This is a genomic window from Elusimicrobiota bacterium (genome assembly GCA_026388095.1).
Lineage (GTDB): Bacteria > Elusimicrobiota > Elusimicrobia > UBA1565 > UBA9628 > UBA9628.
On sequence record JAPLKL010000028.1, the window covers coordinates 17,397 to 41,420 of the forward strand.

Sequence of the window (24,024 nt, forward strand, 5' to 3'; positions counted from 1 at the left end):
GCGCCGAGACATCGGCGCGGGGGCTTTTTTTTAGTAGACTTAGCGCGCTGGAGGAACGCCGAGTTTGCTCGATTTCCCAGACCTCGATCGCCTAGCCGGGACCCTATGGGATGGCCTGCGCGATCCTTTAGGGCGCGTCGTGCTGGTCGCCACGGCGACCGGCGCTTCCCTCATCATATGCTGCGTCGGCTGGGTGGCCCAGCCTGATCGCTTCGCACGGGGCTTCGCCCCGGCTCAACCCATCCCTTTTTCGCACCGGCTGCATGCCGGCTCCTTGGCCATACCCTGCCTGCATTGCCACCCGGGCGCGGAGAAATCCCGGGCCGCGGGCATACCGTCGGTCGAAGCCTGCATGGGCTGCCATAAGGTGACCAAGACCGACAGCCCGGCGATCAGGCGGCTGGCCGCGGCCTTCGCTTCGGGTCAGCTCCTGGCCTGGAAGCGCGTCTACTCTTTGCCCAGCCACGTCTTCTTCGACCATCGTCCGCATGTCCTGGCGGGCGTGGCCTGCCAGACCTGCCACGGCCCGGTGCAGGAGATGGCGGTGATGACCCAGCACATGTCCATGCGCATGGCCAACTGCCTGGCCTGCCACCGCGACCCCCGACCGGCCCTGCCGGCGGGCTCGACCATCACGCGCGCCCCGGAGAACTGCAATGCCTGCCATCGTTGACCGCAAGGATTTCTTGAAGGGCTGTCTGTGGGCTCTGGGCGGCCTGCTGGCGGGGCTAGGGCGTCTGGCCGGCAGCGCGCCGGTGAGCGCGAAGACGCCATTGCAGCCGGAGCCGCCGAAGCATTCGGTGAAAAGGCATGGCTGAACCGAAAATATCTCGTCGGGAGTTCCTGGGCCTCATCGGCGCTTCTGCGGCGCTGGCCACCGGCTGTTCGGATCCGGACCGGGGCGAGATAGTGCCTTTCACCAGACGCCCCTCTGGCGCACGGCCGGGGGTGGCGGACCTCTACGCCAGCACTTTCCAGGAAGGGCTCCGTGCCTACGCCGTCCTGGTCAAGACCCGCGAGGGCCGACCTATCCATGTCGAGGGCAATGACCGGCATCCCGGTTCCAACGCCAAGACCTCGCTGCGCGCCATCGCGGACCTCATGGGCCTCTACGATTCGGACCGGCTCCAGCGGCCGCTCATCAGCGGCCGGCCCGTGGCTTGGTCCGAGGCCGAGGGCAAGCTGCGGTCCGTCCTGCACGACGCCCGGTCCGGCCGCAAGCCGGTCCTGCTCATGACCGGCGCTCTCCTGTCGCCGACGCGCAAAGCCCTCATCAAGGGCTTGCAGCGGGTCCTGCCCGGGCTCAGGCATGTCGCTTGGGAGCCGGGGCTGGGAGGAGGGTCCGAGGCCGCGGCGCTCAAGGACTGCTACGGCGATGCCCGGCGGCCCAGGCTCCGTCTAGACCGCGCCCAGGTCATCCTGACGCTGGAGGCGGACATCCTTTCGGGAGGATGCCCGGAGGAGATCGCGGGCTTCGCCGCTAACCGCACTGAGCGTTCCATGAACCGGCTCTACGCCTGCGAGGCGGGCATGAGCCTCACGGGAGCCAACGCGGACCAGCGCATCCCCTGGCAGCCATCCCGCGCCGCGGCCTTGGGCTTCGCCTTGGCGCGCTCCCTGCATGAGAAGGGGCGTCCCCTGCCGTCGGGTGTGGAAGCCGCGGCCCTCTCAGGCTTCGACCTTGCCGCCCTGGCGCGCGAGCAGGGCATCGACCCCGCGCTCTTTCTGGCGTTGGCGCAGGACCTCAAGAGGGCCGGAAGCTCTGGTTTGGTCGTGGCCGGCCCGGCCTTGCCGCCGCAGGCGCACGCCGCGGCCTTCCTGCTCAACACCATGCTCGGGGCCGAGGGCCAGACCGTGGACGCCTCCGTGGCCGCGGCCCCGGAGGCCCTGGCCAGGCCCGACGAAGTCTCGGCTGCGCTCCGCGAGGCCGGCGAGGGGAAGCTCGCCGCGGCCTTGTTCTGGGGAGTGAATCCCGCCTACGCTTTCCCGGAGGCGGTCTTGTGGAAGGCCGCGCTCGCGGGGATCCCCTTCAAGGTGCGCATCGGTCTGCACGAAGATGAGACCGCCCAGGCCTGCGACATGGTCCTGCCCGAGCATCATTGGCTCGAGTCCTGGAACGACTTCGAGCCGGCCTGGGACCTGCTGTGCCTGCAGCAGCCCGCGGTCGGGCCCTTGTACGACACCAGGCAGGGCGAGGACGTCCTGCTGGGCCTGGTGCGCGGGCTGGGCGGGGCCGCCGCCGCGGACTATCGCCGGTACCTCATGGCGCGCTGGGGCAAGGAAGTCCAGCCGCAGGGGTCCTTGGTCGCGTTCGACAGGTTCTGGGACGCGGCGCTCCATGAGGGCGTCCTCCGGCGGGACGCCAAGCCGCGTCCGCCGCGCCGCCTCGACGGCGCGGTGGTGACCCGGCTCGCCCGCTTGGCCGCGGACCGCGGGCCCTCAGATTTTGAGCTCATCCTGGCTCCGGGCGCCAACGTGTTCGACGGCCGCTATGCCAACAACGGCTGGCTCCAGGAGCTGCCGGACCCCATGACCAAGCTCTCCTGGGGCAACGCGGTCTGCGTGAGCCCGGCGGACGCGGGACGCCTGGGCCTCCAGGACGGGGACTCGGTCAGCCTGTCCGCCGGCGGCCGGTCGGCCGAGCTGCCGGCCGTCATCCAGCCGGGCCAGGCGCCGGGTGTGCTCAGCGCCGCTTTGGGCTACGGCCGCAGGACCGGGTCCATCGCCAAGGGGGTCGGCACGGATCTTTACCCGCTTCTGGGCGCCGGCGCGGACGCCGCGGTGACTCTGCGCAAGACCGGCCGGCGCGAGGCCTTGGCCTTCATGCAGAGGCACCACAGGATGGAAGGCCGTGACGTGGTCCGCAGTATGACCCTGGCCGAGTCCCGCAAGGGCCGCCTGACGCACCGAAAAGACCTCGCCACGCTCTATCCGCCGCGCAAGTTCCCGAAGCATAAGTGGGCCATGGCCGTGGACCTGAGCCTCTGCGTGGGCTGCCAGTCCTGCGTCATCGCCTGCCAGTCCGAGAACAACATCCCGACCGTGGGCGCCGAGCGCGTTCTGCGCGGCCGCGAGATGCATTGGATGAGGATCGACCGCTACTACGAGGGCCCGGAGGAGAACCTCAAGGTCCTCCTGCAGCCCATGCTGTGCCAGCAGTGCGACGACGCGCCCTGCGAGACCGTCTGCCCGGTGGCCGCGACCAACCACAGCGACGAGGGCCTCAACCAGATGGCCTACAACCGCTGCGTGGGCACGCGCTACTGCATGAACAACTGCCCCTACAAGGTGCGGCGCTTCAATTTCTTCGAGTTCAACGCCCAGACGCCGGAGTCCATGCGCCTGGCCTTCAATCCCGAGGTCACGGTGCGGCCGCGCGGGGTCATGGAGAAGTGCACCTTCTGCGTCCAGCGCATCCAGGAGGCCAAGCAGGCCGCCAAGCTGGCGGGCCGGACTTTGCGCGACGGGGACATCGAGCCGGCCTGCGCCGCGGCCTGCCCGGCGCGCGCGATCGTGTTCGGCGATCTGAAGGACCCGGACAGCCGCGTCTCCAAGCTCGCGGTCAGCGATCGGGCCTACCGGGTGCTCGAAGAGCTGGGGGTCAAGCCCGCGGTGACTTATCTCGCGGACCTGACCAACCCGAACGGAGGCTTCGGTGGTTCCTGAAGCCTTCAGGACGGAGCCCTTGGTCGCGGGTCCGCTGACCGCGGCCGCCCTGGACGAGCAGGTGCTTCAGTACCCGGAGCGCAAGCCGCCCAGAGCCTGGTTCATCGCTTTCGCGCTCGCGGCCTCGGTGATGTCTTTGGGTTTCGCCCTGATCGGCTACACGGTCTACATGGGCATCGGCGTGTGGGGCAACAACCGGCCCGTGGGCTGGGCCTTCGACATCATCAATTTCGTGTTCTGGATCGGCATCGGGCATGCGGGCACGCTGATCTCCGCCATCCTGCTCATGTTCCGCGCGCGCTGGCGCAACGCCATCGCGCGCTTCGCCGAGGCCATGACCATCTTCGCGGTCATGACCGCGGGCATCTTCCCGGCCATCCACGTGGGCCGGCCCTGGCTGGCGTTCTGGCTCTTCCCGTACCCCAACCAGCGCGGCATCTGGCCCAATTTCCGCTCGCCGCTGATGTGGGACGTGTTCGCGGTCTCGACTTACTTCTCCGTCTCCTTGCTGTTCTGGTACATCGGCTTGCTTCCGGACCTGGCCTCTCTGCGCGGCCGCGCCACGGGCAAGGTGCGCAAGATCGCCTACACTGTGCTGAGCCTGGGCTGGCGCGGGACTCCCCAGCAGTGGCGCCATTACGAGAAGGCTTATATCATCCTCGCCGGTCTGGCCACGGGACTGGTGCTCTCCGTGCACAGCGTGGTGTCGTTCGATTTCGCCACTTCGGTGGTCCCGGGCTGGCACATGACCATATTCCCGCCCTACTTCGTGGTGGGCGCGATCTTCGCGGGCTTTGCCATGGTGGTGCTGGTGCTCTCAGTGGTGCGCCGGCTCATGGCCATCGAGAACCTCATCACGATGCGCCACCTGGAGCTGTGCAACAAGGTCATCCTTGGCTGCTCGTGCCTGATGGGCTACTCCTACATCTGCGAGGCTTTCACGGCCTGGTACAGCATGAACCCTTACATCCACCATACCTTCATGCAGTACATCTCCGGGACCTATGGCTGGGCCGGCTGGCTGGCCATCGCCTGCAACACCGTAATCCCTCAGATATTCTGGTGGCCGCGCATGCGGCGCAGCGGCCTAGCCATGACGATCGTGGCTCTGGCCGTGACCGCGGGCATGTGGTTCGAGCGCTTCGTCATCATCGTGATCTCGCTCTACAACGATTTCCTGCCGTCGGCCTGGCATATCTACAAACCCACGCTCGTGGACTACGGCATACTGCTGGGCTCCTTCGGCTTCTTCTTCACCATGGTCCTGCTCTTCGCGCGCGTCCTTCCCGTGGTGGCCACCACCGAGGTGAAGGCGACCTTGCCCGGCGGCCAGCCCGAGGAGGCCTCCCATGCTTGAGCGGGCCTTCGGCGTGCTGGGAATATTCGAGAGCCCGACGGTCCTGCTTGCGGCGGTGCCCAAGCTCAAGGCCAAAGCCTTGGGCCGGCTGGAAGCTTACACCCCTTATCCTGTCCACGGGCTGGAAGAAGCGCTGGGCTTGCGGCGCTCGCCTTTGGGCGGCATGGTGCTGGTCATGGGAGTTTTGGGGACCATCACCGCCTTCCTGTTCCAGTGGTGGATGAGCTCCGTGGATTATCCCTTGGTCACGGGCGGCAAGGACCCGTCTTCCTGGCAGGCTTTCATCCCCATCATGTTCGAGGTTACGGTGCTCTTCGCGACCTTCACGGCCGGGCTGGGCATGCTGCTCTTGCTCAACAAGCTTCCCAAGTTCTGGCACCCCTTCCTGAGCTCGGAGGCGTCCGGGGCCGTGACCCGCGACCGCTTCGCTTTGTCCATCGAGGCTGAGGCTGGAATGCTGGATGTCGCCGCGGCACAGGCCGCGCTCAAGGAAGCGGGCGCGGTCTCTGTCGAGGTCCTCGCCGAGCTTGCGCCGCCCAAGAGGATCTCGATCAACGCTTTGCTGGGCCTGGCCGGAGGCGGGGCATTGGTCTGCGTCATCGCGGGTGCGGCCATGTATTGGGGCATCAAGCTCTTCCCGGTCCTGCCGCCCATGTCGCATATGCTCGTACAGCCTCGGCTCGACGCGCAGCTGCCGAGCCGGTTCTTCAAGGACGGCCGCGGCATGCAGGCGCCGCCCGCGGGCACGGTGGCGCGGGGCGGGCTGCCTTATCCTTTCGAGAAGCTGGAGCAGGCCAAGGGCCTGGCTGATCCGCTGCCGCGGACAGCCGAGGTGCTGCAGCTGGGCAGGAAGGTGTTCTCCAATAACTGCCTCATCTGCCACGGTCCCTTGGCTGACGGTAACCCGATCTTGACCGCGGCTTACGGGGGCAAGCCCGCGAACCTGCAAGCCAAGAAGTTCCTGGCGTACACGGACGGCGAGATCTACCACACCATCATGAAGGGCAAGGACGCGATGCCGTCGTTGGGCAACGGCTTCACCGAGGATGAGCGCTGGGCCGTGGTTCATTATGTCCGGGCTTTGCAGAGGGCTCAGCACGCCAAGGACACCGACCTATGATAGGCATGATGACGGTCCTGGGAGCCTTGGCCGCTTTGGGCACTTTCTTCGGCATCGGGCCGGAGCGTTTCTGGGCGAACTGGCTGGTGTGGATGCTGATGCTCTTGAGCGCGGGCTTGGGCGCGCTCTTCCTGGTCGCTCTGGAGCATCTGACGGACGCGCGCTGGAGCGTGCCTCTGCGGCGGACGGCCGAGCGGGTCGCGGGCCTGGTCGTGCCGGCTTCCGCCGCGGCGGTGCTGGCGCTGTTCTCTCTGCGAGTCCTCTACCCTTGGGCTCAGCCTGAGGCGGCTCACATCCCGGCCGTGGCCGCCAAGGCGGTCTGGCTCAATATCCCGTTCTTCGGATTGCGGGTCATGGGCTGCGCGGTCCTATGGCTGCTGTCTTGGAGGGTTCTGGCCGGGGGGTCTTTGGCGCAGGACCTGACCAAGGATGCGTCTCTGAGCGTCCGGGCGCGGCGCTTCGCTCCGTTCTTCATGGTGGTGATGGGGTTGACCACGCTGTTGGTGGCCTTCGATTGGATCTCCAGCCTGTCGCCGGAGTGGTACAGCGATGTGCTCGGGGTCTATCTCTTCGCCGGGATGTTCTTGGCGGGCTTGGCCGCGGTGACCGTGGCGGTCTGCTATCTAAAGGAACGGGGACGGTTGGCCGAGGTCCGCTTCGACCATGTCTACAATCTCGGCGGCTGGCTCTTCGCCTTCACGGTGTTCTGGTCCTACATCGCTTTCGCGCAGTACCTTCTGATGTGGTACGCGGACCTGCCTGAGGAGGTGTTCTGGTACGCTCAGCGCGGGCACGGGCCCTGGAAAGGGGTGACTTTGGCTCTGGCTGTGCTGCATTTCGTGATCCCGTTCTTCGCCTTGATCCCCCGGGATGCGAAGGGGGACCTGAAGCGTCTGCGCTGGGTGGCGGTGCTGGTGCTGGGAGCTCACTACCTCGACCTTTACTGGCTGATCTTCCCAGTGCTGGGAGAGCGGCCCTTGTTCTCCTGGCCTGAGCTGGGGTTCGTGTTCCTTTTTGTGGGCGTGGCCTTGCTTTGGATCAGGCGGGCGATGAAGCAGGGCGCTGACATGCCGGTGGGTGATCCGTTCCTGGCGGAGGGGTTGGCATTCAAATTGTGATGGTGTCAGGCTTTCACGAAGTTCACGGAGTTATCCACCGACTTGCCCCGGGGCAAGTTGGAGCCGCACGGAGTTGTCCACAGACTCGGTGCGCACCGAGTTCCGAATCATGAAGATCGAAGACTACGCGAGCCCTGAAGAGCTCAAGCGCCTGGGCACGGTTTTTTTGACCGTGCTGTTGGGGCTTGCGGTCGTGGCTCTCTTCGAGTTCATCGTGGTGCCGAGCCTGCGCATCGCGAACCGTCCGCCGATGGGCGCTGATATCCCTCCTCAGGGGGCGACGGGTTGGCTGGACCCGACGGAGTATCCGGCGACGAAGAGCTACGTGATTCCGCCGGTGGACCCGAAGACGGTGATGAGTCCGACGCCCGAGCTGCTGGCGAGGGGCCAGTCGCTTTTCACGAAGAACTGCGTGCAGTGCCATGGGGAAGCGGGACGGGGGGACGGGCCAGCGGCCAAGACCACGATACCGGCGCCGCGGGATTTCGCGCAGGCTAAGGGCTGGAAGAACGGCTATGGGCTGGCCGGGATATTCAAGACGGTCTCGAACGGGGTGGCGGGCAGCGCCATGGCGGCGTTCGATTACGTGCAGGCGAAGGACCGGATGGCTTTGGCGCACTATGTGCAGTCGCTGGGGGCTTTCCCGCATGCTGAGGCGCCGGCGGCGCTGGCGGCTTTGGCGAAGTCGTTCGCGACGGCGGGCGAGGTCGTGCCGAACAGAATCCCGGTGAGCTTGGCCATGAAGAAGCTGGTGGATGAATACTCGGAGCCGAGAGCTCTGGTCTTGTCGGGCCTGGCGGCGAAGGTCGTGAGCGACCCGCAGCGCGCGGCTGTGTGGCTCAAGAACTCGACCGCGTGGCGGGGGGGACCTAAGGCTTTGGCTGAGGCGGTCGCGGCGCAGGCGCCGGGCAACGGCTTCGCGGTGGGGGCGGCGGGATTGAGCGCCGCCGAGTGGGGCTCACTCAATAGGGATCTCCAGAGGGCGCGATGACGCGCAGAGCGATCGTCTGCGGGATTATGGCTGTGTCTGCCTGTGCCGCCGCGGCGCCGGCCGGGAAGCCGGTTCCTTGTCCCGCGCTCACGCTGCGCTTCATCATCGACAAGGATTACGACACGAAGACATTGTTCAGCATGCTCCATCATGATGATCCTGCGGGGTTGGCCTCGCGATCGGCGGCGATGGGGTTGGACAAGGACTTCGCTCGGCGGATCCACGATGCCCCCGACCATGCCAGCGTGTCGGCAGAGCTGACCCGGACCGTGGACGCGCGCTACGCGCAGGTCGGTGAGGCGCTGGAGACAGCCCGGGAGGAGTACGAGAAACTGTGGGGTCCGCTCGTGGGCCTATTCTCCAACGTCATCACGTCCACGACCCAGCATTGCTGGTTCCACTCCGCTCCCGCCACGCTGTATACCGACGTGGTCTCGGCCTTCCATCCCGGTCTGAGCGACTGGTACGGCAACACCGTCGCCACCAAATACGACCTCCCGGAGGCATCGAAGCGGCGGATCCTGGCGCACGAGATCGTGCTGTCGCAAGTGTTCCATATCGTGCGCAAGTATCATCCCAGGAGCGAGATATCCGACTGGAAGGTCTGGGTGCTCTCAGAACTCACGGCCGTGTGGATCTTGAGCGATCCTCGCCTGATGACCTATTGGCCCGGCTTCCCCACGCGGGATTATTTCGCCCGCTCCAATTATCCGCAGTTGGCCGGAGTGGAGGAAGAACTGCGGCCGGTCTTCGAACGCAGGGCCGGCTTCCGGGCCTATGTGGACGAGGCGGTCGCCAGGCTCCAAAAGATCGACGAGGGCAAGCTCACCAAGAGGCCATCTTGAGGCATACCATGACACCGACAGTCCTTTTTCTGGCCATGGCCCTTCTGCCCGCGGCGCACGCGCAGCAGTCGGCCGCGCCCCAGCCCGAAGTCGGCGTGGAGGAGCATCTCGGCGCCACGCTCCCTTTGGACGCCCGCTTCTCCGACGAGGACGGCAAGCCCATCACCTTGGGCAAGCTCATCGACAAGCCCACCATCCTCACCCTCAACTACTTCCGCTGCGCCGGCATCTGCACGCCCCTGCTCAACGGCCTGCTCGACAGCCTCAACGAACTCAAGCTGGAGCCGGCCAAGGACTTCCAGGTCGTCACGGTCAGTTTCGACGAACGCGACCTCCCCGAGATGGCCAAGATGAAGCGCGCCAACTACCTCAAACAGTTCCGCCGCCCCTTCCCGCCCGCGGCCTGGCGCTTCCTGACCGGCAAAAGCCCTTCCATACACCTCCTCACCGACGCCGTCGGCTTCAAGTTCAAAGCCTACGGCAGCGAATTCATCCATGCCGGCGTCATCTTTATCCTCTCGCCCCAAGGCCAGGTCACCCGCTACATGTACGGCACGGATTTCCCGCCTATCGACCTCCAGACCGCCTTGGGCGAGGCCCTGCGCGGCCAGACCCGCCCATCCGTCATCAAGTCCCTCGCGTTCTGCTACACTTATGACCCGGCCGGCCGCCGCTACATCGTCAGCGTCACGAGGCTGGTCGGCGCGTTCAGCGTGCTGATGGTCCTGCTCACGGTCTTCTTGGCCGTGTTCTGGGAACGCAAGAAATCATGAGCTATCTCGATCCCCAAGGCGGCGGCCTAGGCTCCTGGCTCACCGCCACCGACCACAAGCGCATCGGCCTGCTCTACCTGACCTTGATGACCGTCTTCTTCTTCGTGGCGGTCGGCATCGGCGTGACCATGCGCCTCAAGCACTTGAGCGGCGGCGACTACCTCATCTCCGCCCAGACCTACAACGCCCTCTTCACCGTGCACGGCGTCATCATGATCTTCTTGTTCGTCATCCCCGGCCTGCCCGCCGTGTTCGGCAACTTCTTCATGCCCATCCTCATCGGCGCGCGCGACGTCGCCTTCCCCAGGCTCAACCTCCTCTCCTGGTACTTCTTCGCCACCGGCGCCACCCTCGCTGTCCTCTCTTTGTTCACCGGCAACGGACCGCCGGACACAGGCTGGACCTTCTACGTCCCCTTCAGCATAAAGACCGGGACCAATGTCTCCCTGGCCGTGTTCGCCGCCTTCGTTCTGGGGCTCTCCTCCATCCTGACCGGCCTCAACTTCATCACCACCATCCACCGCATGCGCGCACCCGGCATGACCTGGCACCGCATGCCGCTCTTCGTCTGGTCCCTCTACGCCACCGGCTGGATCCAGGTCTTGGTCACGCCCATCATCGGCATCACCTTGGTCTTGGTCATCCTGGAGCGCTTCTTCAACATCGGAGTCTTCGACCCGGCCAAGGGCGGAGACCCGGTGCTCTACCAGCACATGTTTTGGACCTACTCGCACCCCGCGGTCTACATCATGATCGTCCCGGCCATGGGCGTCATCACCGAGATCATCCCCACCTTCTCGCGCAAGAGCATCTTCGGCTACAAGGCCATCGCCTACTCATCCATAGCCATCGCGGGCTTCGGTTCCATGGTCTGGGCGCACCACATGTTCACCAGCGGCATGGCCGACACCGCGGACTTCGTCTTCTCTTTGCTGACCTTCATCGTGGCCGTGCCCAGCGCCATCAAGGTTTTCAACTGGACCGCCACCCTCTACAAAGGCTCCATCGAGATGGCTCCGGCCATGCTCTACGCTTTGAGCTTCGTCTTCCTCTTCGCCATCGGCGGCCTGACCGGCGTGATGCAGGGCGCCTTGGGCGTCAACGTGCATTTGCACGACACCTACTTCATCGTGGGACACTTTCACTACGTGATGTTCGGCGGCACGGGCTTCGCCTTCTTCGCGGCTTTGCTCTATTGGTTCCCAAAGATGTTCGGCAAAATGTACGACACCAAGCCCGCCTACGCCGCCTGGGGCCTGATGTTCGTCGGCTTCAACATGCTCTACTTCACCATGCTGGTCCTGGGGACCATGGGCATGCCGCGGCGCTACTACGCGCATTTGCCCCAGTTCCACAACGCGCATCTGGTGGCCACGGCCGGCTCCTGGCTCTTGGCCGCGGGTCTGCTGGTCCTTTTCGGCAACTTCTTGTACGCGCTCTTCAGGGGCCGCAAGGCCGAGGCCAACCCCTGGGGCGGCATCACCTTGGAGTGGACCATCCCCTCGCCGCCGCCGCAGGAGAATTTCGCCGAGATCCCGACCATCACCGCCGGTCCCTACGCCTACAATCCCGGGAGGCCTGGATGAGTGAAGCCGCCCACCAGGATTACCAGGGCTCCAAGATCGGCATGTGGCTCTTCCTCTTCACCGAGTTCATGCTCTTCGGCGGACTCTTCATCCTCTACGCAGGCTCCCGGGCTTTGAACCCAGAGGCCTTCCATGAAGCGAGCCGCGAACTGAGCGTCCCCTTGGGCGTGGCCAACACCGTCATCCTGCTGACCAGCAGCCTCTTCGTGGCCGCCGCCATCACCGCGATACAGAAGGGGAACAAGAAGCTCTCCGTACTGTTGACCGGCCTGACCGCCTCCTGCGGCGCGCTCTTCCTGGTCAACAAGGGTGTGGAATGGGGTCTTAAGTTCCACCACGGCATCTATCCCAACGGCCCGGCCTTGGCGGCGCGGCCGCAGGGAGAGGCGCTCTTCTTCGGGCTCTACTTCATCATGACCGGCCTGCACGGCCTGCACGTCCTGGCCGGCACCGTGCTCCTGACCATCATGGCGGTGCTGCTCGCGCGCGAGCGCGTGCGCCAGGATGACTATGTGCTTCTGGAGAACTCCGGGCTGTATTGGCATCTGGTCGACGTGATCTGGATATTCCTGCTGCCTCTCTTCTATCTCGCGGCATGAGCGAACAAGAACAGGGCCACACCATCGAGTACCCGACCTTGCTCAAGGTCTGGGCGGCTTTGGTGGTCTTGACCGCGGCCTTGGTCGCGGCCAGCCGCGTGTCCTCGACCGCGGCGGTCTGGGCCATGCTCGTCATCACCCCGCTCAAGGCCGCCTTGGTCCTCTACTTCTTCATGCATCTCAAGTACGAGAAGGTCCTGCTCAAGGGCATGGTCTTCACGGCCTTGGCCACACTCATCACCTTTATAGGGCTGCTCTTCTTGGACATCTCCTTCCGCTAGAGACACCATGCCATTCCTAGCCCAAGCCTCCAGCTTCAGCGGTTCGGTGGACCGGGTGTTCCTGGGCTCCATGGCCGTCTGCGCGGCCTTCCTCCTGCTGGTGACCTTCTTCATCGTCTACTTCTCCATCCGCTACAGCCGCATGCGCAATCCGGAGCCGGTGGACATCCACGAGAACACGCCCCTGGAGATCGTATGGACCGTCGTGCCCTTGGTCCTCTTCCTCGTGATGTTCTACTACGGCTGGACGGATTTCCGCACCATGCGCCACCCGCCGCCGGACGCCATGGTCGTCGAGGTCACGGCGCGGCAATGGGCCTGGAGTTTCAAGTACCCCAACGGCAAGCAGACCGACCAGCTCTACATCCCTTTGGCCAGGCCCGTGAAGCTCATCACCCATACCTTGGACGTCATCCACGGCTTCTTCGTGCCCGCCTTCCGCGTCAAGGTGGACGTGGTGCCGGGCAAGAGCAACTTCGTGTGGTTCACGCCCTGGCTGCTGGGGGATTTCGACATCCAATGCACGGTCATCTGCGGGGTCAACCACTCGGCCATGCTCTCCAAGGTCCGCGTCATGCCCGAGGCGGAGTTCAAGAGCTGGTACTTCTCGGCTGAGGCCGCGCCCAAGCTGGCGGCCTCGGCCGCGGCTCCGGGAGAGGCCCCGGCCGTGGCCTTGCTGCGCTCCAAGGCCTGCCTGGCCTGCCACTCCTTGGACGGCACGCCCATGGTGGGTCCGACCTTCAAGGGGCTCTTCGGCGCCAAACAGAGCGTGCTCTTCAAGGCCGAGCCGCGCGAGGTCATCGTCGACGAAGACTTCCTAAGACGGGTGATCCACGAGCCCGATTCCGCGGTGGTGGCGGGATATCCGCCGGTCATGCCGCCAGCATATCTCTCCGCGGCCGAGCTCAATGCGATCGTCTCTTACCTCAAGTCGCTGAGGGCCGAGTGAAGGCCGGGCTGGACTTGGTCAAGCCGCGCATCGCCCTCGCCGCTGCCGCTTCGGCCGTCGCCGTTTTCATTCTGGCTTCCCACGGCCTGGGCTGGCGCGTCCTGCCTTTGGGCTTGGGCGTTTTCCTGCTCGCCTGCGGCTCGGCCGCGCTCAACCAGCTGCTGGAGCGGCGTCTCGACAGCCTCATGGAGCGTACCCGGAGCCGGCCGGTGCCGTCCGGGCGCCTGAGCCCGGGCCGGGCGCTGGCGGCGGCCTTGCTGCTGCTGGCCGCGGGCCTGCCGCTCATTGGTCTGGCCGCGGGGCCCGCCGGCTTCTTCCTGTCCGCCTTCGCGGTGGCCTGGTATGACGGCGTATACACGCCTCTGAAGAGAGTCACGGCTTTCGCCGTGGTGCCGGGCGCGCTGGTGGGCGCCGTGCCGCCGGTCCTGGGCTGGCTCGCGGCCGGCCGCCCCTGGCAGGACCCCAGGCTCCTGGCCTTGTGCTTCTTCTTCTATCTCTGGCAGGTGCCCCATTTCTGGCTGCTGGTCCCCAGGCAGGCCGCGGACTTGAAGCGCGCTGGCCTGCCGAACCTCGGTGAAATCTTAGGCGAGGCCCGACTGGCGCGGCTGGCCGCGGTCTGGATGTGCACGGCCGCGGCTTCGGCCCTGCTCCTGCCCCTCTTCGGCGCGGTCGGCTCGGCCGCGGCCTCGGCGCTCCTGTCCCTCGCGGCCGGGTGGCTCACCTGGAAGGCCGCAGCCCTGCTCCGGTCCGAGGGGGATGTCCGTTGGCGCGCGGCCTTCGGCCAGCTCAACGCCTTCGTCCTCATCGTCATGGCGCTCATCGCCGCGGACTCCTACCTATGAGGACCTGGGCCTGCGCCGCGGTCTGCTTCTGCGCCTGCGTTGGCAGCGCCTTCGGCTGGGGGGACTACGGGCACGAGCAGGTCAACGGCGCCGCGGTGCAGCTCCTGCTGGGGCGCAACCGCGGCCTGGCGCAGTTCCTGGCCCCCAACTCCGCCTTGCTCCGGCGCCTGTCCATCACGCCCGACGCGGACTGGAAGTCATCTCTCCAGCAGGAGCCGCCCCTGCATTTCTTCGAGGTGGACGCCTTCGTCGCGGCGGAGCAGGACCCGGGCGCCATCATGCTCCTGCCGACCGGGGATTATCTCGACGTCTACCCGCAGTACCGCCAGCTCCTCTCCGCCAACGCCGATTACGTGAGCCGGATGTCTCCGGGCAAGCCCATGGACCCGGCTGCCCACGGCACCGCGCCCTGGCGGGTGCTGCAGCTCTATGACCTTGCGGTCTCGGCCATGCGCCGCCACGATCCGGCCCAGGCCTTGTTCTTCTTGGGAGTGATGGGGCACTACGTGGCAGACCTGTCCCAGCCGCTGCACACCACCGTGGATTTCGACGCCGCGCACAGCGCGCAGCCGGCCGCGGGCATCCACTCCGCGTTCGAGGCTCAGATGCTGGAGAGAGAGGCCCTGCGCAAGGCCGGGGTCCTGGACAAGGCGGTCTTGGCCGCGGCCGCCGCCGCGCTCGGCGGCAAGCGTCTCGCCGCTGTGCCGCGGGGCAAGGTGGTCTACGAGCTCTTCGCTTTGGTGCGCGGCGGCTATCCCCTGATCCCGCCCTTGCTGCAGGCCTTCGCGCGGCAATGCGCGGCAGCGGGCGAGTTGGCTCCCCCCGAAGAGTCCGCGGCCTATTGTGCGGCCCGGTCCGATGCGGCGGGACGGCCCCAGCCGCCTTTGGTCCCGGACCTGGTGGTCTCCGCTTTCTCGACCTCGGCCATGTCCGTGCGCACTGGGCGGACCGCCTATGAGACCACGGTGCTCAAGGCCGCGGAAGACAGGCTGGGCAAGGCCGCGGCCTTGCTGGCGAGGCTCTGGGTCTCGGCCTACGAGGCCGGCGGCAGCCCGAATTTCGGCCCTATCGTGGTGAGGTTCGAAGACCTGCGCGTCAACGACTCCTACCCGGTCCCCGATTATCTGCCGGCCTCGGCCCCGGAGGCGCGTTCGGCCCGGAGCGCGGGGGCCGTCGAGACCATCACCCCGGTGGCCGTCCTCCTGGGCGACAAGCGGCGCTACGACAACAAACTGCTTTGCGCCAAGGGCGTGACTTCGGTCCTGTTCCGCAAGACTTCCCGCAAGGGCAACGACTATTTCACCTTTTGGATCAGCGAGGGCGGCGCGAAGGTCAAGGTCCACTCCTTCGGACATCCGGACTTCAGCGAGGGCGAGGAGGTCGAGGCCTGCGGCCGGTTCACCATCGAGAAGCACCTCAGCGGCCGCGTCTTCTACGACGAGCTCTCCGCCCAGAGCATCCTCAAGGGCCCGGCCATCCAGGCCGGCTACGTGGAGCTCACACCCGCCGGCGTGCTGCGCGTCAAGCACTAGGCCGGAGCAGCCTGGTGGGCCTATGTGCTAGAATCCGGACGTTCCCATGGGACGCAGCCTGTCCGCCCAACTGAAGTCCGCCCGCGCCCAGCTCTACCGGGAGCGCCTGGAGAACCGGCGCCGCAACGAGCTCTTTTCCGCCGCCATCAGGACCAACGACCTGCGCGAGGTCGGGGCGCAGCTCTACCGGTATTTCTTCGAGTACTTCGACGTCAACCGCGGGGACATCACGATCCTCACGGATTACGACGAGCGCGAGTTCTACGACCGGGTAGGCTGGATGCCCAGACGCCGGCTGCCGTCCATCTCCTGGTACCGCGGCCAAGCGGAGAAGCATTCCGCCTATCTCAGAGGCCTGGTCGAGGAGCAGGTCTTCGTCGGCTACACGGCCGAGAACGAGAGGATCATCCGCGAGTCGCTGTTCATCGAGGCCAGCATGCTGGAGTGCATGGTCACCAAGCGGCCCCGCATCGTCAATAACGTGGTGCGCGAGCTCTCCATGGAGGAGATCGCGCAGGCCCGCCATCAGGACACGAGCTCCTGGATGAATTGGGTCATCCTGCATCCGGACAGCGGCAAGGTCCTGGCCAAGATGCATATGTCCTTCGTCAGGCCTCGCCAACCCGCCTTGAAGGAGCTCACCAGGCGCCTGCTGCCCTTCTCGGACCTGTTGCGCTACCGGATCCTGCATACTCGGGATTACCGGAGGGCCAAGTACCTCTCGGAGCGCGATGTGCTCACCGGCTTCTACCTGCGGCCCATACTGGCCGAGCGCTGGGAGCGTTTTCTGGAAGGCTCCGGACGGGGGAGGGGCAATGCCGTGATCAGCATCGCGATGCTCGACCTCGACCATTTCAAGCGCTTCAACGACCACTACGGCCACGACGTGGGCGACGCGGTCTTGAAGCGCTTCGCCCAGGCGGTTCAGGCCACTGTCCGCGGTTCGGATGTGGTCGGGCGCTACGGCGGCGAGGAGTTCGTGGCGCTGTTCCCGGGCGCGAACTCGGAGGCGGTGCGCTCGATCCTGCGTCGCGTCAACGGCCGCCTCAAGGACGAGGACTTCATCCCGGTCTCGGCGCGCTTGCGCGGCGCGGCGGCCGAGCGCTTGCGCTTCAGCGCCGGCATCTTCACCGTCAGGCCGGGACGGAGCGGCCTGCCTCCCACCTTCGACGCGGCCATCAAGTCCGCCGATGACCTGCTCCTGGTTTGCAAGGCCTCGGGACGCAATTGCTGCGCCAACCGCGGCCGGTCCGGGGCCTTGCGCAAGTACCGTTTCGACTGAGCTCCCTGAATCGGCACTTTGGATTCCGGATTATGGTTGAAATATCAGTAAATCTCGCTTAGTCTCCATTGACAACAATATAGGGGGGGGCTACACTCTACGCGTATGCGCGCTCGACTGGTCGTGCTGGCGGCTGTCGCCTTCCTTTCGGTCTGGGCGAGCGCCGCAGGCAAAGTCACCAAGGAGCAGGTGGACCAGGCGGTGCTGTCCGTGAACGCTGCCAAGCAGCAGCTCACCGATGCTCTCAAGACCGGGAACACGGATGAGGTCAAGAAGGCTTGGAAGAATTTCCAGGATGTCCAAGACAGCATCCCTTCTCAGGGTCTCGATACGGAGATGTTGAGGCGCATCGGCGACTTGAACCACGAGGTGGATGTGTTCCGCGGGGCTCAATACTATCGGGTCCAGGCGATATTGAACGGGACTAGCGCTGCGGGCCCCCACCCCGGCGGCGAGCCGAGCGGCGCCAAGGACACGGGCAGCGTCCCCCCTGACCACAACGGCAAAGTCCCGGCGACCCTACCGAGCCCCACGGGCACGCCCCAGGAGCGCGCCGCAGTCGAGACCGGCAATACGGCTTTCCAGTCCGGCCAGTGGCAAGGCGCGGAGAAGAGCTATCGCGAGGCTGCCGCTTCGGACCCGAACAACAAGGCGGCCCTGCAGGGGCTGGCGCAATCCCTCCACCAGCAGGGACGCACGGCCGAGGCTGCGCAGGTGGCAAAGAAGCTGCTCTCTTTGGACCCGGAGAACGAGGCCGCCCGCTTCATGATCCCGAGCGAAGGGCTCTCGGCTGGCGTCGCGGACCGGTTCAAGGGGCAGGCCGCCGGGCTGATGGCCGCTCCTTCCGAAGAGGACGGCATGGGCGGGCCGGTCGGGATGGGGCGAATGACGGGGATGACCGAGCGGCGGCCGTCCGGCCAGCAAGCCGGCGGGCAGGCCGACGCCCAGCAGCCGGCTTATACGGCCGCGGCCCTGGGCTCCGGCCAATCCCAGGCCGTGTCCGATGGCTGGACCCGGTTCCGCCTGGGGGATTTCCAGGCTGCCCGCGACGCGGCCTCCCTCGCCTTGGCCAAGAACCCGGCAGACGCGGCGGCCCTGACCTTGCGCGCCGCGGCCCATAACCGGGCCGGCCAGCCCGAGGCGGCCTTGGCCGACGCGGACGCCGCGCTCAAGCTCGCCCCGCGCAGCGTGGTCGCCCTGCTCGAGCGCGGCTATGCCAAGTATCAACTTCGGCGCTACCGCGAGGCGCTCGACGACGTGGAGGCCGCTTTGGGCATAGACCCGCTCAACGCCATGGGGCACCTCTACCGGGGCATGATCTTGGAGAAGCTGGACCGGGTCAAGGACGCCGTTGCCGCCTACTTCAAAGCGGGAGAGCTCGACCCGAGCCTCAAGCCCCTGACCGACGAGGCCGCGGCGCGCCTGGGCGGCAAGCCGGTCCCGGCCGCGTCGGGAGCCCGCCGCTGGAACGCCAAGCGGCTCGGCCTGTGGGGCGGCGGCGTGCTCATCGCCCTGGCTTTCCTCGCCCTGGGCCTGCGTCGCTTGCGCCATCCCGATTGGGCCACGCCTATGGCCCCGACAAAATGAGCTGGGCAGATCGACGCTTCTTGCGGATCGCGGTCGCTAGCCTGGGGTTCCTGCTGCCGGCCAGCCCCTCGAGGGCGACTGTTTGCGCAGATTTTGAACATTGCCAAGCGGAAGTGGAGCGGATCAGCGCGATTCCCAATCCGACCCAAGCCGACATAGATAGAATGCTGCAGGTCCAGCAGGATCTTAGCGCCATTTGGAAGGCTGCAAAGAGTACCTTTGAGAATGATGAGCACACTAAGAATCAAGAAGTCCATGTCCAAAAGGTCAAGTCAGCCATGGACCAGGCCACTGATTACGCCATGAAGCAGGCTGCCCTTCAAAAGATTTCGGCGACCGGAATCGAGAGAAACAGAGATGTGGCGGTATCTGCGAAGGCGATCCAAGAGGTGGCGCTGCAAATCACAAGCCAGCAGCACGCAGCCGGGTCCGGAGCCCAGGATAGAGGCGATAAACCCCCTGTCCCAGTGTCGCCTGCAGCCCAGCAGTTCATCAAGCAGATGGACACCGATCCCCGCGCGGCCAGCCAAATCCTTTCTTCAGCGATCGAGAAGAATCCCAAGGACGCACGCCTGCGTTCGGTCCTGGCCGCGACGCAGCTCTTGCAGGGCGACCAGACCGCGGCCCAGGACACAGCGCGCCAGGCCCTGGCCCTGGATCCGAACGACACATTGGCCCGAATGATCCTCGGCCATCCCGACGAATTCGCCCGGGCGCAAAACAAGCTCTCCGGCATCAAGTGGCCCATGGACGGCAAGGCTCTGCCAGACCTCGCCGGCGGCGACGGAGCCGTGCGCGCCGGCCCCATCGATCCGGCCGCGCGCGCCGCGGCCGAGAAGGCGCTTGCCGCGCTGGCCGCGGGCGTGGGGCCGGGCGCGGACCTGCGGACTCAGGCCCAGCTCCTGCTCAAATCCGCCGTGGACAAGCTTTCCATGGGCGACCTCAACGGCGCCCTCTTCGACGTCTCCCGCGCTTTGCTCGACGACCCCGGCAGCGTCAACGCCCTCATCCTGCGCTCCCACATCTCGAACCTGCCCAAGAACCACAACTACGAGGCCGCCGTCCTGGACGCGGACAAGGCCCTCAAGCTCGACCCCAAGTCCGCGGCCGCGCTCTTCGAGAAAGGCTACGCCTTGCTCCAGCTCGGCAAGGTATCCGAGTCCCTGCGCCTTATCGAGGACGGCCTGGCGCTGGCCCCCGACAACGCCATGGGCCGCTTCTACCACGCCCTGGCCCTGGAGAAAGCCGGCCTCATCGCCAAAGCCGTGGAGGAGTACCGCCGGGCCGCGGCGCTGGACCCTGCGCTGCGGCCATTGGTCGATGAGGCTCTGGCCCGCATCGCCGACCTGCAGACCTCCATGCCTCGCAGCCGCCTGCCCCGCGCCATCCCGACCAAGTACATCCTGTGGATCATCCTCGGAGTCACGGCTCTGGCCCTTTTGTTGGAGGGCGGCAAGCGGGTCTTCTACAAGGATTGGAAGACCACGGTCCTGGCCAAACCCGAGGCCGAGCTGCCCAAGACCGCGACGGGGACGCTCGCTCCGGGCACGGTGCTGGGCGGCAACTTCCGCATCGAGCGCGAGATCGCGCGCGGCGGCATCGGCATCGTCTACCAGGCCACGGACCTCACGCTCAAGCGCACCGTGGCCATCAAACATCTCAATCGCGAGGCCTACGAGTCGGGAGAGGTGCGCGAGCGCTTCCTCAAGGAGGCCCAGCTGGCAGCCAAGCTCAAGCATCCCAACCTGGCCCAGATCTATTCCGTGGTGGGAGACGGCGAGCTCTACCTGGTCTTCGAATACGTGGAAGGCGAGACTTTGCACGCGCGCCTGGCGCGCCAGCGGCGGCTGGCTATCGATGAGGTCCGGGCCGTGGTCAAGGACGTGGCCGCGGCCGTGGACTACGCCCACTCGCAGAAGATCATCCACCGCGACCTCAAGCCCGCCAACCTCATGGTGGGGCCTGATGGGCGCTGCAAAGTCCTGGACTTCGGCATCGCCCATGAGGCCCGCTCCGTGGAGGCCACCCGCACCCAGGCCTGGGGCACGCCGCCCTACATGGCCCCGGAGCAGGAACTGGGCAGCGTGAGCAAGGAATCCGACCTCTACGCGCTGGGCGTCATCGTCTACGAGCTGCTGGCCGGAGAGCGGCCCTTTCAGGGCGGCTCCATGCTCGAGCTCAAGCTCAACATGCGTTTCCGCCCCATCATTCAGGCGAACCCGGATGTCCCCGAGGGCCTGCACGCCTTCTTCCAGAAAGCGCTCGACTCGGAACCGGCCAAACGCTTTCATTCCGCCCAGGAGCTCGTGCGAGCCCTGGACGCCGCGGCCCGCTCGGGTTAGAGGACGGTCCCGGCCCGGATGACGGAGTTCTTGGGGATGACCACCACGCCGTCGCGGATGCAGTAGGCCTCGGAGTCGTACTCGGAGGGCTTGTTCTCGGGCGTGATGACCGAGCCTTCCCCGATGCGGGCGTTCTTGTCGATGATGGCGCGGCGGATGCGGCAGTTGCGGCCGATGCCCATGGGCGGGATGCCCTCGCGCGCGGCGCGTTCGATGCTCTCCCGGCTCTCGTAGAAGTCCGCGCCCAATAAGACGGTGTCGCGGATGTCGCAGCCCGGGGCGATGATGCTGCGCAGGCCCACCACGCAGCGCTCCAAATGGGAGTCGTCGACGATGCAGCCGTCGGAGAGCACGGTCTGCTTGAACGAGCCGCCGTTGACCTTGGAGGCGGGCAGGGCGCGCGCATGGGTGTAGATGGGGGATTGGCCGTCGAAGAAGTTGAAGCGGGGCAGGACGTCGGCCAGGCCCAGGTTGGCTTCGAAAAAGCTGCCGATGGTCCCGATGTCCTCCCAGTAGCCCTGGTAGGGGAAGGCCAGCACCTTGCACCGGTCGATCGCGCGCGGGATGATGTGGTGGCCGAAGTCCGTGAAGTCATTGTCGAGGGCCTCGGCCAGCCGGTCCCGGTTGAACACGTAGATGCCCATGGAACCGAGGTAGGCGGGCTCGGAGCCCTGGAGGCCCAGCAAGGAGCGGACCGGCGCCTCGATGCGCAGGCCCTCCAGCTCGGCCTCGGTCTTCGGCTTCTCGGCGAACTTCACGATCCTCTTCTCGCGGTCCACCTGCAGGATGCCCAGGCGGCCGGTCTCCTGGCGGCCCACCGGCATGGCGGCGACGGTGATGTCCGCGCCGCTGTCCGCGTGCTGGCGCAGCATGGCGCTGAAGTCGATGCGGTAGAGCTGGTCGCCGGAGAGGATGAGGATGTGGGAGAAGTTCTCGTTCATGAGATACCGGAGGTTCTGGCGCACGGCGTCGGCGGTGCCCTGGTACCATTGCTCGTTGCCGGGGGTCTGCTGGGCGGCGAGAAGCTCGACGAAGCCGTTGGAGAAGCGGTCGAAGCGGTAGGTGAGCTGGATGTGCTTGTGCAAAGAGACGGAATTGAACTGGGTGAGGACGTAGATGTACTTGATGCCGGAGTTGATGCAGTTGGATATCGGGATGTCGACCAGGCGGTATTTGCCGCCGAAAGGGACGGCCGGCTTGGAGCGAAGCTTGGTCAACGGATAAAGGCGTTTGCCCGCCCCGCCGCCCATGATGACGGCCAAAGTGGATCTCTCAAGGTCCAGGGGTTTCTCAGCCATGCCCTAAAGGTAGCAAAAAATGGCGGCATCGGATTTTGTAAAATCTCCTTGGACGACATCCTAGGAGGCCTACCGAATATGGCTTGGGTCAAACGCATCTTCCTGTTCATGGCCGTCAACCTGCTCATTTTGGTGACGCTGTCCATCACCCTCAATCTCCTGGGCGTCCAGCCCTACCTCACTCATAACGGCATCGACTTCCACGCGCTGCTGATGTTCTGCCTGGTCTGGGGCATGGGCGGAGCCTTCATCTCCTTGGCCCTGTCCCGTGTCATGGCCAAGTGGATGATGGGCGTCAAGGTCATCGATCCCGCCCAGGCGCGGGGCGACGCGGCCGAGCTCGTGGCGCTGGTGCACCGCCTGGCCGGCGCGGCCGGCCTGCCCGCCATGCCCGAGGTCGGCGTCTACGACAGCCCCGAAGTCAACGCCTTCGCCACCGGCCCCACCAAGAGCCGGGCTTTGGTCGCGGTCTCCACCGGCATCCTGCATGCCATGAACCATGCGGAGCTCGAGGGCGTCCTGGCCCACGAGATATCCCATGTCGCCAACGGCGACATGGTGACCATGACCCTCATCCAGGGCATCGTCAACGCTTTCGTGATGTTCCTGGCCCGGGTCATCGGCTTCTTCGTCAGCCAGCAGGTCAAGGAGGAGAACCGCCGCTGGGTCAACATGATCGTGGTGATCGCTCTTGAGATCCTGCTCAGCATCCTCGGCATGATAGTCGTCGCCTTCTTCTCCCGGTCTCGCGAGTTCCGGGCCGACGCAGGCAGCGCCCGCCTGGCCGGCCGCGAGAAGATGATCGCGGCCCTGGAGAACCTGCAGCGGACCTACGAGCCTCGCGATTCCCAGGACCGGGCCCTGGCCACCCTCAAGATCTCGGGCCGGTCCGGAGGCTTCCTGGCCCTCGTGGCCACCCATCCGCCTCTGGCGGCCCGCATCGCGGCGCTCAAAGGGAGCTGAGCCGGGCCTGGCCGGGCCGCCATAATTCCTTAACGGCTTACGGCTACAATCTCGCCGTACGCCATGGCAACCGCGACCTCAGTCAGCTCTCGGATGCAGCAGGTCCAGCATCGGGTCGCGGAGTGCAAGCGGCGGCTTGATGGCCAGAACCGGTCCGTGGCCGACGCCTGCCGCGGAGCGCTGGAGCTCCAGGCGCGGGCCGCAGCCCTCAAGAAGAACCTCGAAGACATGGCGCAAAGGCTCCAGGCTTTGGAGGCCAGCGCCGCATCCGCCGCGCCGGATACCATCGCATCGGCACCCGAGACCGCCGCACCGAGCCGCGAGAGTCCGGGTCCGGGCGGGGCGGGGGGGATCTGGCGGTGCTTCCCGTATCTCCTCGTCGTGGCGGCGGGCATCGGCTATGGATTGACGGACCGTAACGTGGCGGCGGCCGCCCCGGCGGCAGCGCCGGTTTCCGAGGCCTGGCGGCCCGCGGCGGTCGCCTGGCCCGCCGCGGCGGCGCCCGCGCCGGGCGAGCCGGCGAACGAGGCCCTGAGGCTGGTCTATGAGTACCGGCTGCCCGGCATGGATGCGGCCATGCTCGATCTGGTGGGAGCCCGCGAGGACGCGCTGGGCCCGTCTCCTTGGGGGATCGAGTGCGATGAGAGCGATCGTTGCGAGGTGACCTTCATCTCCCGCGCCGGCGGGGATGAGGAGCCTCTCTACGAATTCGCGGTAGACCTGGGCGCCAAGGCCGTGACCCCCTCGCCGAGCACCGTCGAGAGACTGCTCTCCGAGGCCGTGGCTCAGCACGCCGCCTAGAAAGTCTAGAAAGCCCTTGACAGGGAATGGGCCGGGAGCTATACTGCAAATTAGGAAGCCCTGAGGGGCGACCTGCAGAAGACTCCGGGCGG

21 protein-coding genes are annotated in these 24,024 nt (G+C 66.1%); 20 read left to right on the forward strand and 1 reads right to left on the reverse strand.

Going from position 1 to position 24,024, the window contains the following annotated elements; genetic code table 11:
- Nucleotides 1-64 precede the first annotated feature (64 nt).
- From NTY77_06710 to NTY77_06795, 18 genes are all read left to right on the forward strand, one after another.
- Nucleotides 65-673, forward strand: a complete 609-nt coding sequence (locus NTY77_06710) for a cytochrome c3 family protein (GenBank protein ID MCX5795163.1) — start codon at nucleotides 65-67, stop codon at nucleotides 671-673.
- Entirely contained in the window at nucleotides 657-818 is a 162-nt protein-coding gene (locus NTY77_06715) for a hypothetical protein (protein ID MCX5795164.1), read from the forward strand. The genes NTY77_06710 and NTY77_06715 overlap by 17 nt, the downstream gene beginning before the upstream one ends.
- Nucleotides 811-3,666, forward strand: coding sequence for a 4Fe-4S dicluster domain-containing protein (locus NTY77_06720; GenBank protein MCX5795165.1), 2,856 nt, complete (start codon nucleotides 811-813; stop codon nucleotides 3,664-3,666). The genes NTY77_06715 and NTY77_06720 overlap by 8 nt, the downstream gene beginning before the upstream one ends.
- A complete protein-coding gene (gene nrfD, locus NTY77_06725) occupies nucleotides 3,656-5,023 on the forward strand; it encodes a polysulfide reductase NrfD (GenBank protein ID MCX5795166.1) in 1,368 nt (455 codons plus the stop codon). Before NTY77_06720 ends, nrfD begins: the two co-directional genes overlap by 11 nt.
- Nucleotides 5,016-6,143 (forward strand): DUF3341 domain-containing protein, encoded by a 1,128-nt coding sequence (locus tag NTY77_06730; GenBank protein MCX5795167.1) that lies wholly within the window; start codon nucleotides 5,016-5,018, stop codon nucleotides 6,141-6,143. The genes nrfD and NTY77_06730 overlap by 8 nt, the downstream gene beginning before the upstream one ends.
- 5 nt (nucleotides 6,144-6,148) lie before the next feature.
- Nucleotides 6,149-7,261 (forward strand): quinol:cytochrome C oxidoreductase, encoded by a 1,113-nt coding sequence (locus NTY77_06735; protein MCX5795168.1) that lies wholly within the window; start codon nucleotides 6,149-6,151, stop codon nucleotides 7,259-7,261.
- Nucleotides 7,262-7,370: 109 nt separating this feature from the next.
- Entirely contained in the window at nucleotides 7,371-8,252 is an 882-nt protein-coding gene (locus tag NTY77_06740) for a cytochrome c (protein MCX5795169.1), read from the forward strand.
- 32 nt (nucleotides 8,253-8,284) lie between these two features.
- The gene (locus NTY77_06745) at nucleotides 8,285-9,097 is read left to right on the forward strand and encodes a hypothetical protein (protein MCX5795170.1); all 813 of its coding nucleotides are present in this window, start codon (nucleotides 8,285-8,287) and stop codon (nucleotides 9,095-9,097) included.
- 8 nt (nucleotides 9,098-9,105) lie between these two features.
- Complete coding sequence (locus NTY77_06750) at nucleotides 9,106-9,870, forward strand: SCO family protein (protein ID MCX5795171.1); 765 nt, start codon at nucleotides 9,106-9,108, stop codon at nucleotides 9,868-9,870.
- Nucleotides 9,867-11,456, forward strand: coding sequence for a cbb3-type cytochrome c oxidase subunit I (locus NTY77_06755; protein MCX5795172.1), 1,590 nt, complete (start codon nucleotides 9,867-9,869; stop codon nucleotides 11,454-11,456). Before NTY77_06750 ends, NTY77_06755 begins: the two co-directional genes overlap by 4 nt.
- Nucleotides 11,453-12,055 carry a cytochrome c oxidase subunit 3 family protein gene (locus NTY77_06760; GenBank protein ID MCX5795173.1) on the forward strand — a complete coding sequence of 201 codons (603 nt, stop codon included), beginning with the start codon at nucleotides 11,453-11,455 and terminating at the stop codon, nucleotides 12,053-12,055. Before NTY77_06755 ends, NTY77_06760 begins: the two co-directional genes overlap by 4 nt.
- Nucleotides 12,052-12,336 carry a cytochrome C oxidase subunit IV family protein gene (locus NTY77_06765; GenBank protein ID MCX5795174.1) on the forward strand — a complete coding sequence of 95 codons (285 nt, stop codon included), beginning with the start codon at nucleotides 12,052-12,054 and terminating at the stop codon, nucleotides 12,334-12,336. Before NTY77_06760 ends, NTY77_06765 begins: the two co-directional genes overlap by 4 nt.
- Nucleotides 12,337-12,343: 7 nt before the next feature.
- Entirely contained in the window at nucleotides 12,344-13,285 is a 942-nt protein-coding gene (coxB, locus tag NTY77_06770) for a cytochrome c oxidase subunit II (GenBank protein ID MCX5795175.1), read from the forward strand.
- A complete protein-coding gene (locus NTY77_06775; GenBank protein ID MCX5795176.1) occupies nucleotides 13,282-14,127 on the forward strand; it encodes a UbiA family prenyltransferase in 846 nt (281 codons plus the stop codon). Before coxB ends, NTY77_06775 begins: the two co-directional genes overlap by 4 nt.
- The gene (locus NTY77_06780) at nucleotides 14,124-15,659 is read left to right on the forward strand and encodes a hypothetical protein (protein MCX5795177.1); all 1,536 of its coding nucleotides are present in this window, start codon (nucleotides 14,124-14,126) and stop codon (nucleotides 15,657-15,659) included. The genes NTY77_06775 and NTY77_06780 overlap by 4 nt, the downstream gene beginning before the upstream one ends.
- 46 nt (nucleotides 15,660-15,705) lie before the next feature.
- A complete protein-coding gene (locus NTY77_06785) occupies nucleotides 15,706-16,941 on the forward strand; it encodes a GGDEF domain-containing protein (GenBank protein MCX5795178.1) in 1,236 nt (411 codons plus the stop codon).
- 105 nt (nucleotides 16,942-17,046) lie between these two features.
- Nucleotides 17,047-18,528: a tetratricopeptide repeat protein gene (locus NTY77_06790; GenBank protein MCX5795179.1), complete on the forward strand. Its 1,482-nt coding sequence runs from the start codon at nucleotides 17,047-17,049 to the stop codon at nucleotides 18,526-18,528.
- 467 nt (nucleotides 18,529-18,995) lie between these two features.
- Complete coding sequence (locus NTY77_06795) at nucleotides 18,996-20,870, forward strand: protein kinase (protein MCX5795180.1); 1,875 nt, start codon at nucleotides 18,996-18,998, stop codon at nucleotides 20,868-20,870.
- Here the strand turns inward: NTY77_06795 and NTY77_06800 are convergent.
- Nucleotides 20,867-22,168 carry a glucose-1-phosphate adenylyltransferase gene (locus NTY77_06800; protein MCX5795181.1) on the reverse strand — a complete coding sequence of 434 codons (1,302 nt, stop codon included), beginning with the start codon at nucleotides 22,166-22,168 and terminating at the stop codon, nucleotides 20,867-20,869. The two genes, NTY77_06795 and NTY77_06800, sit on opposite strands and share 4 nt — an antisense overlap.
- 78 nt (nucleotides 22,169-22,246) lie before the next feature.
- On the opposite strand from NTY77_06800, the gene htpX reads away from it, so the two are divergent.
- A complete protein-coding gene (gene htpX, locus NTY77_06805; GenBank protein ID MCX5795182.1) occupies nucleotides 22,247-23,131 on the forward strand; it encodes a protease HtpX in 885 nt (294 codons plus the stop codon).
- Between the two features lie 63 nt (nucleotides 23,132-23,194).
- A complete protein-coding gene (locus NTY77_06810; protein MCX5795183.1) occupies nucleotides 23,195-23,932 on the forward strand; it encodes a hypothetical protein in 738 nt (245 codons plus the stop codon).
- Nucleotides 23,933-24,024 lie beyond the last annotated feature (92 nt).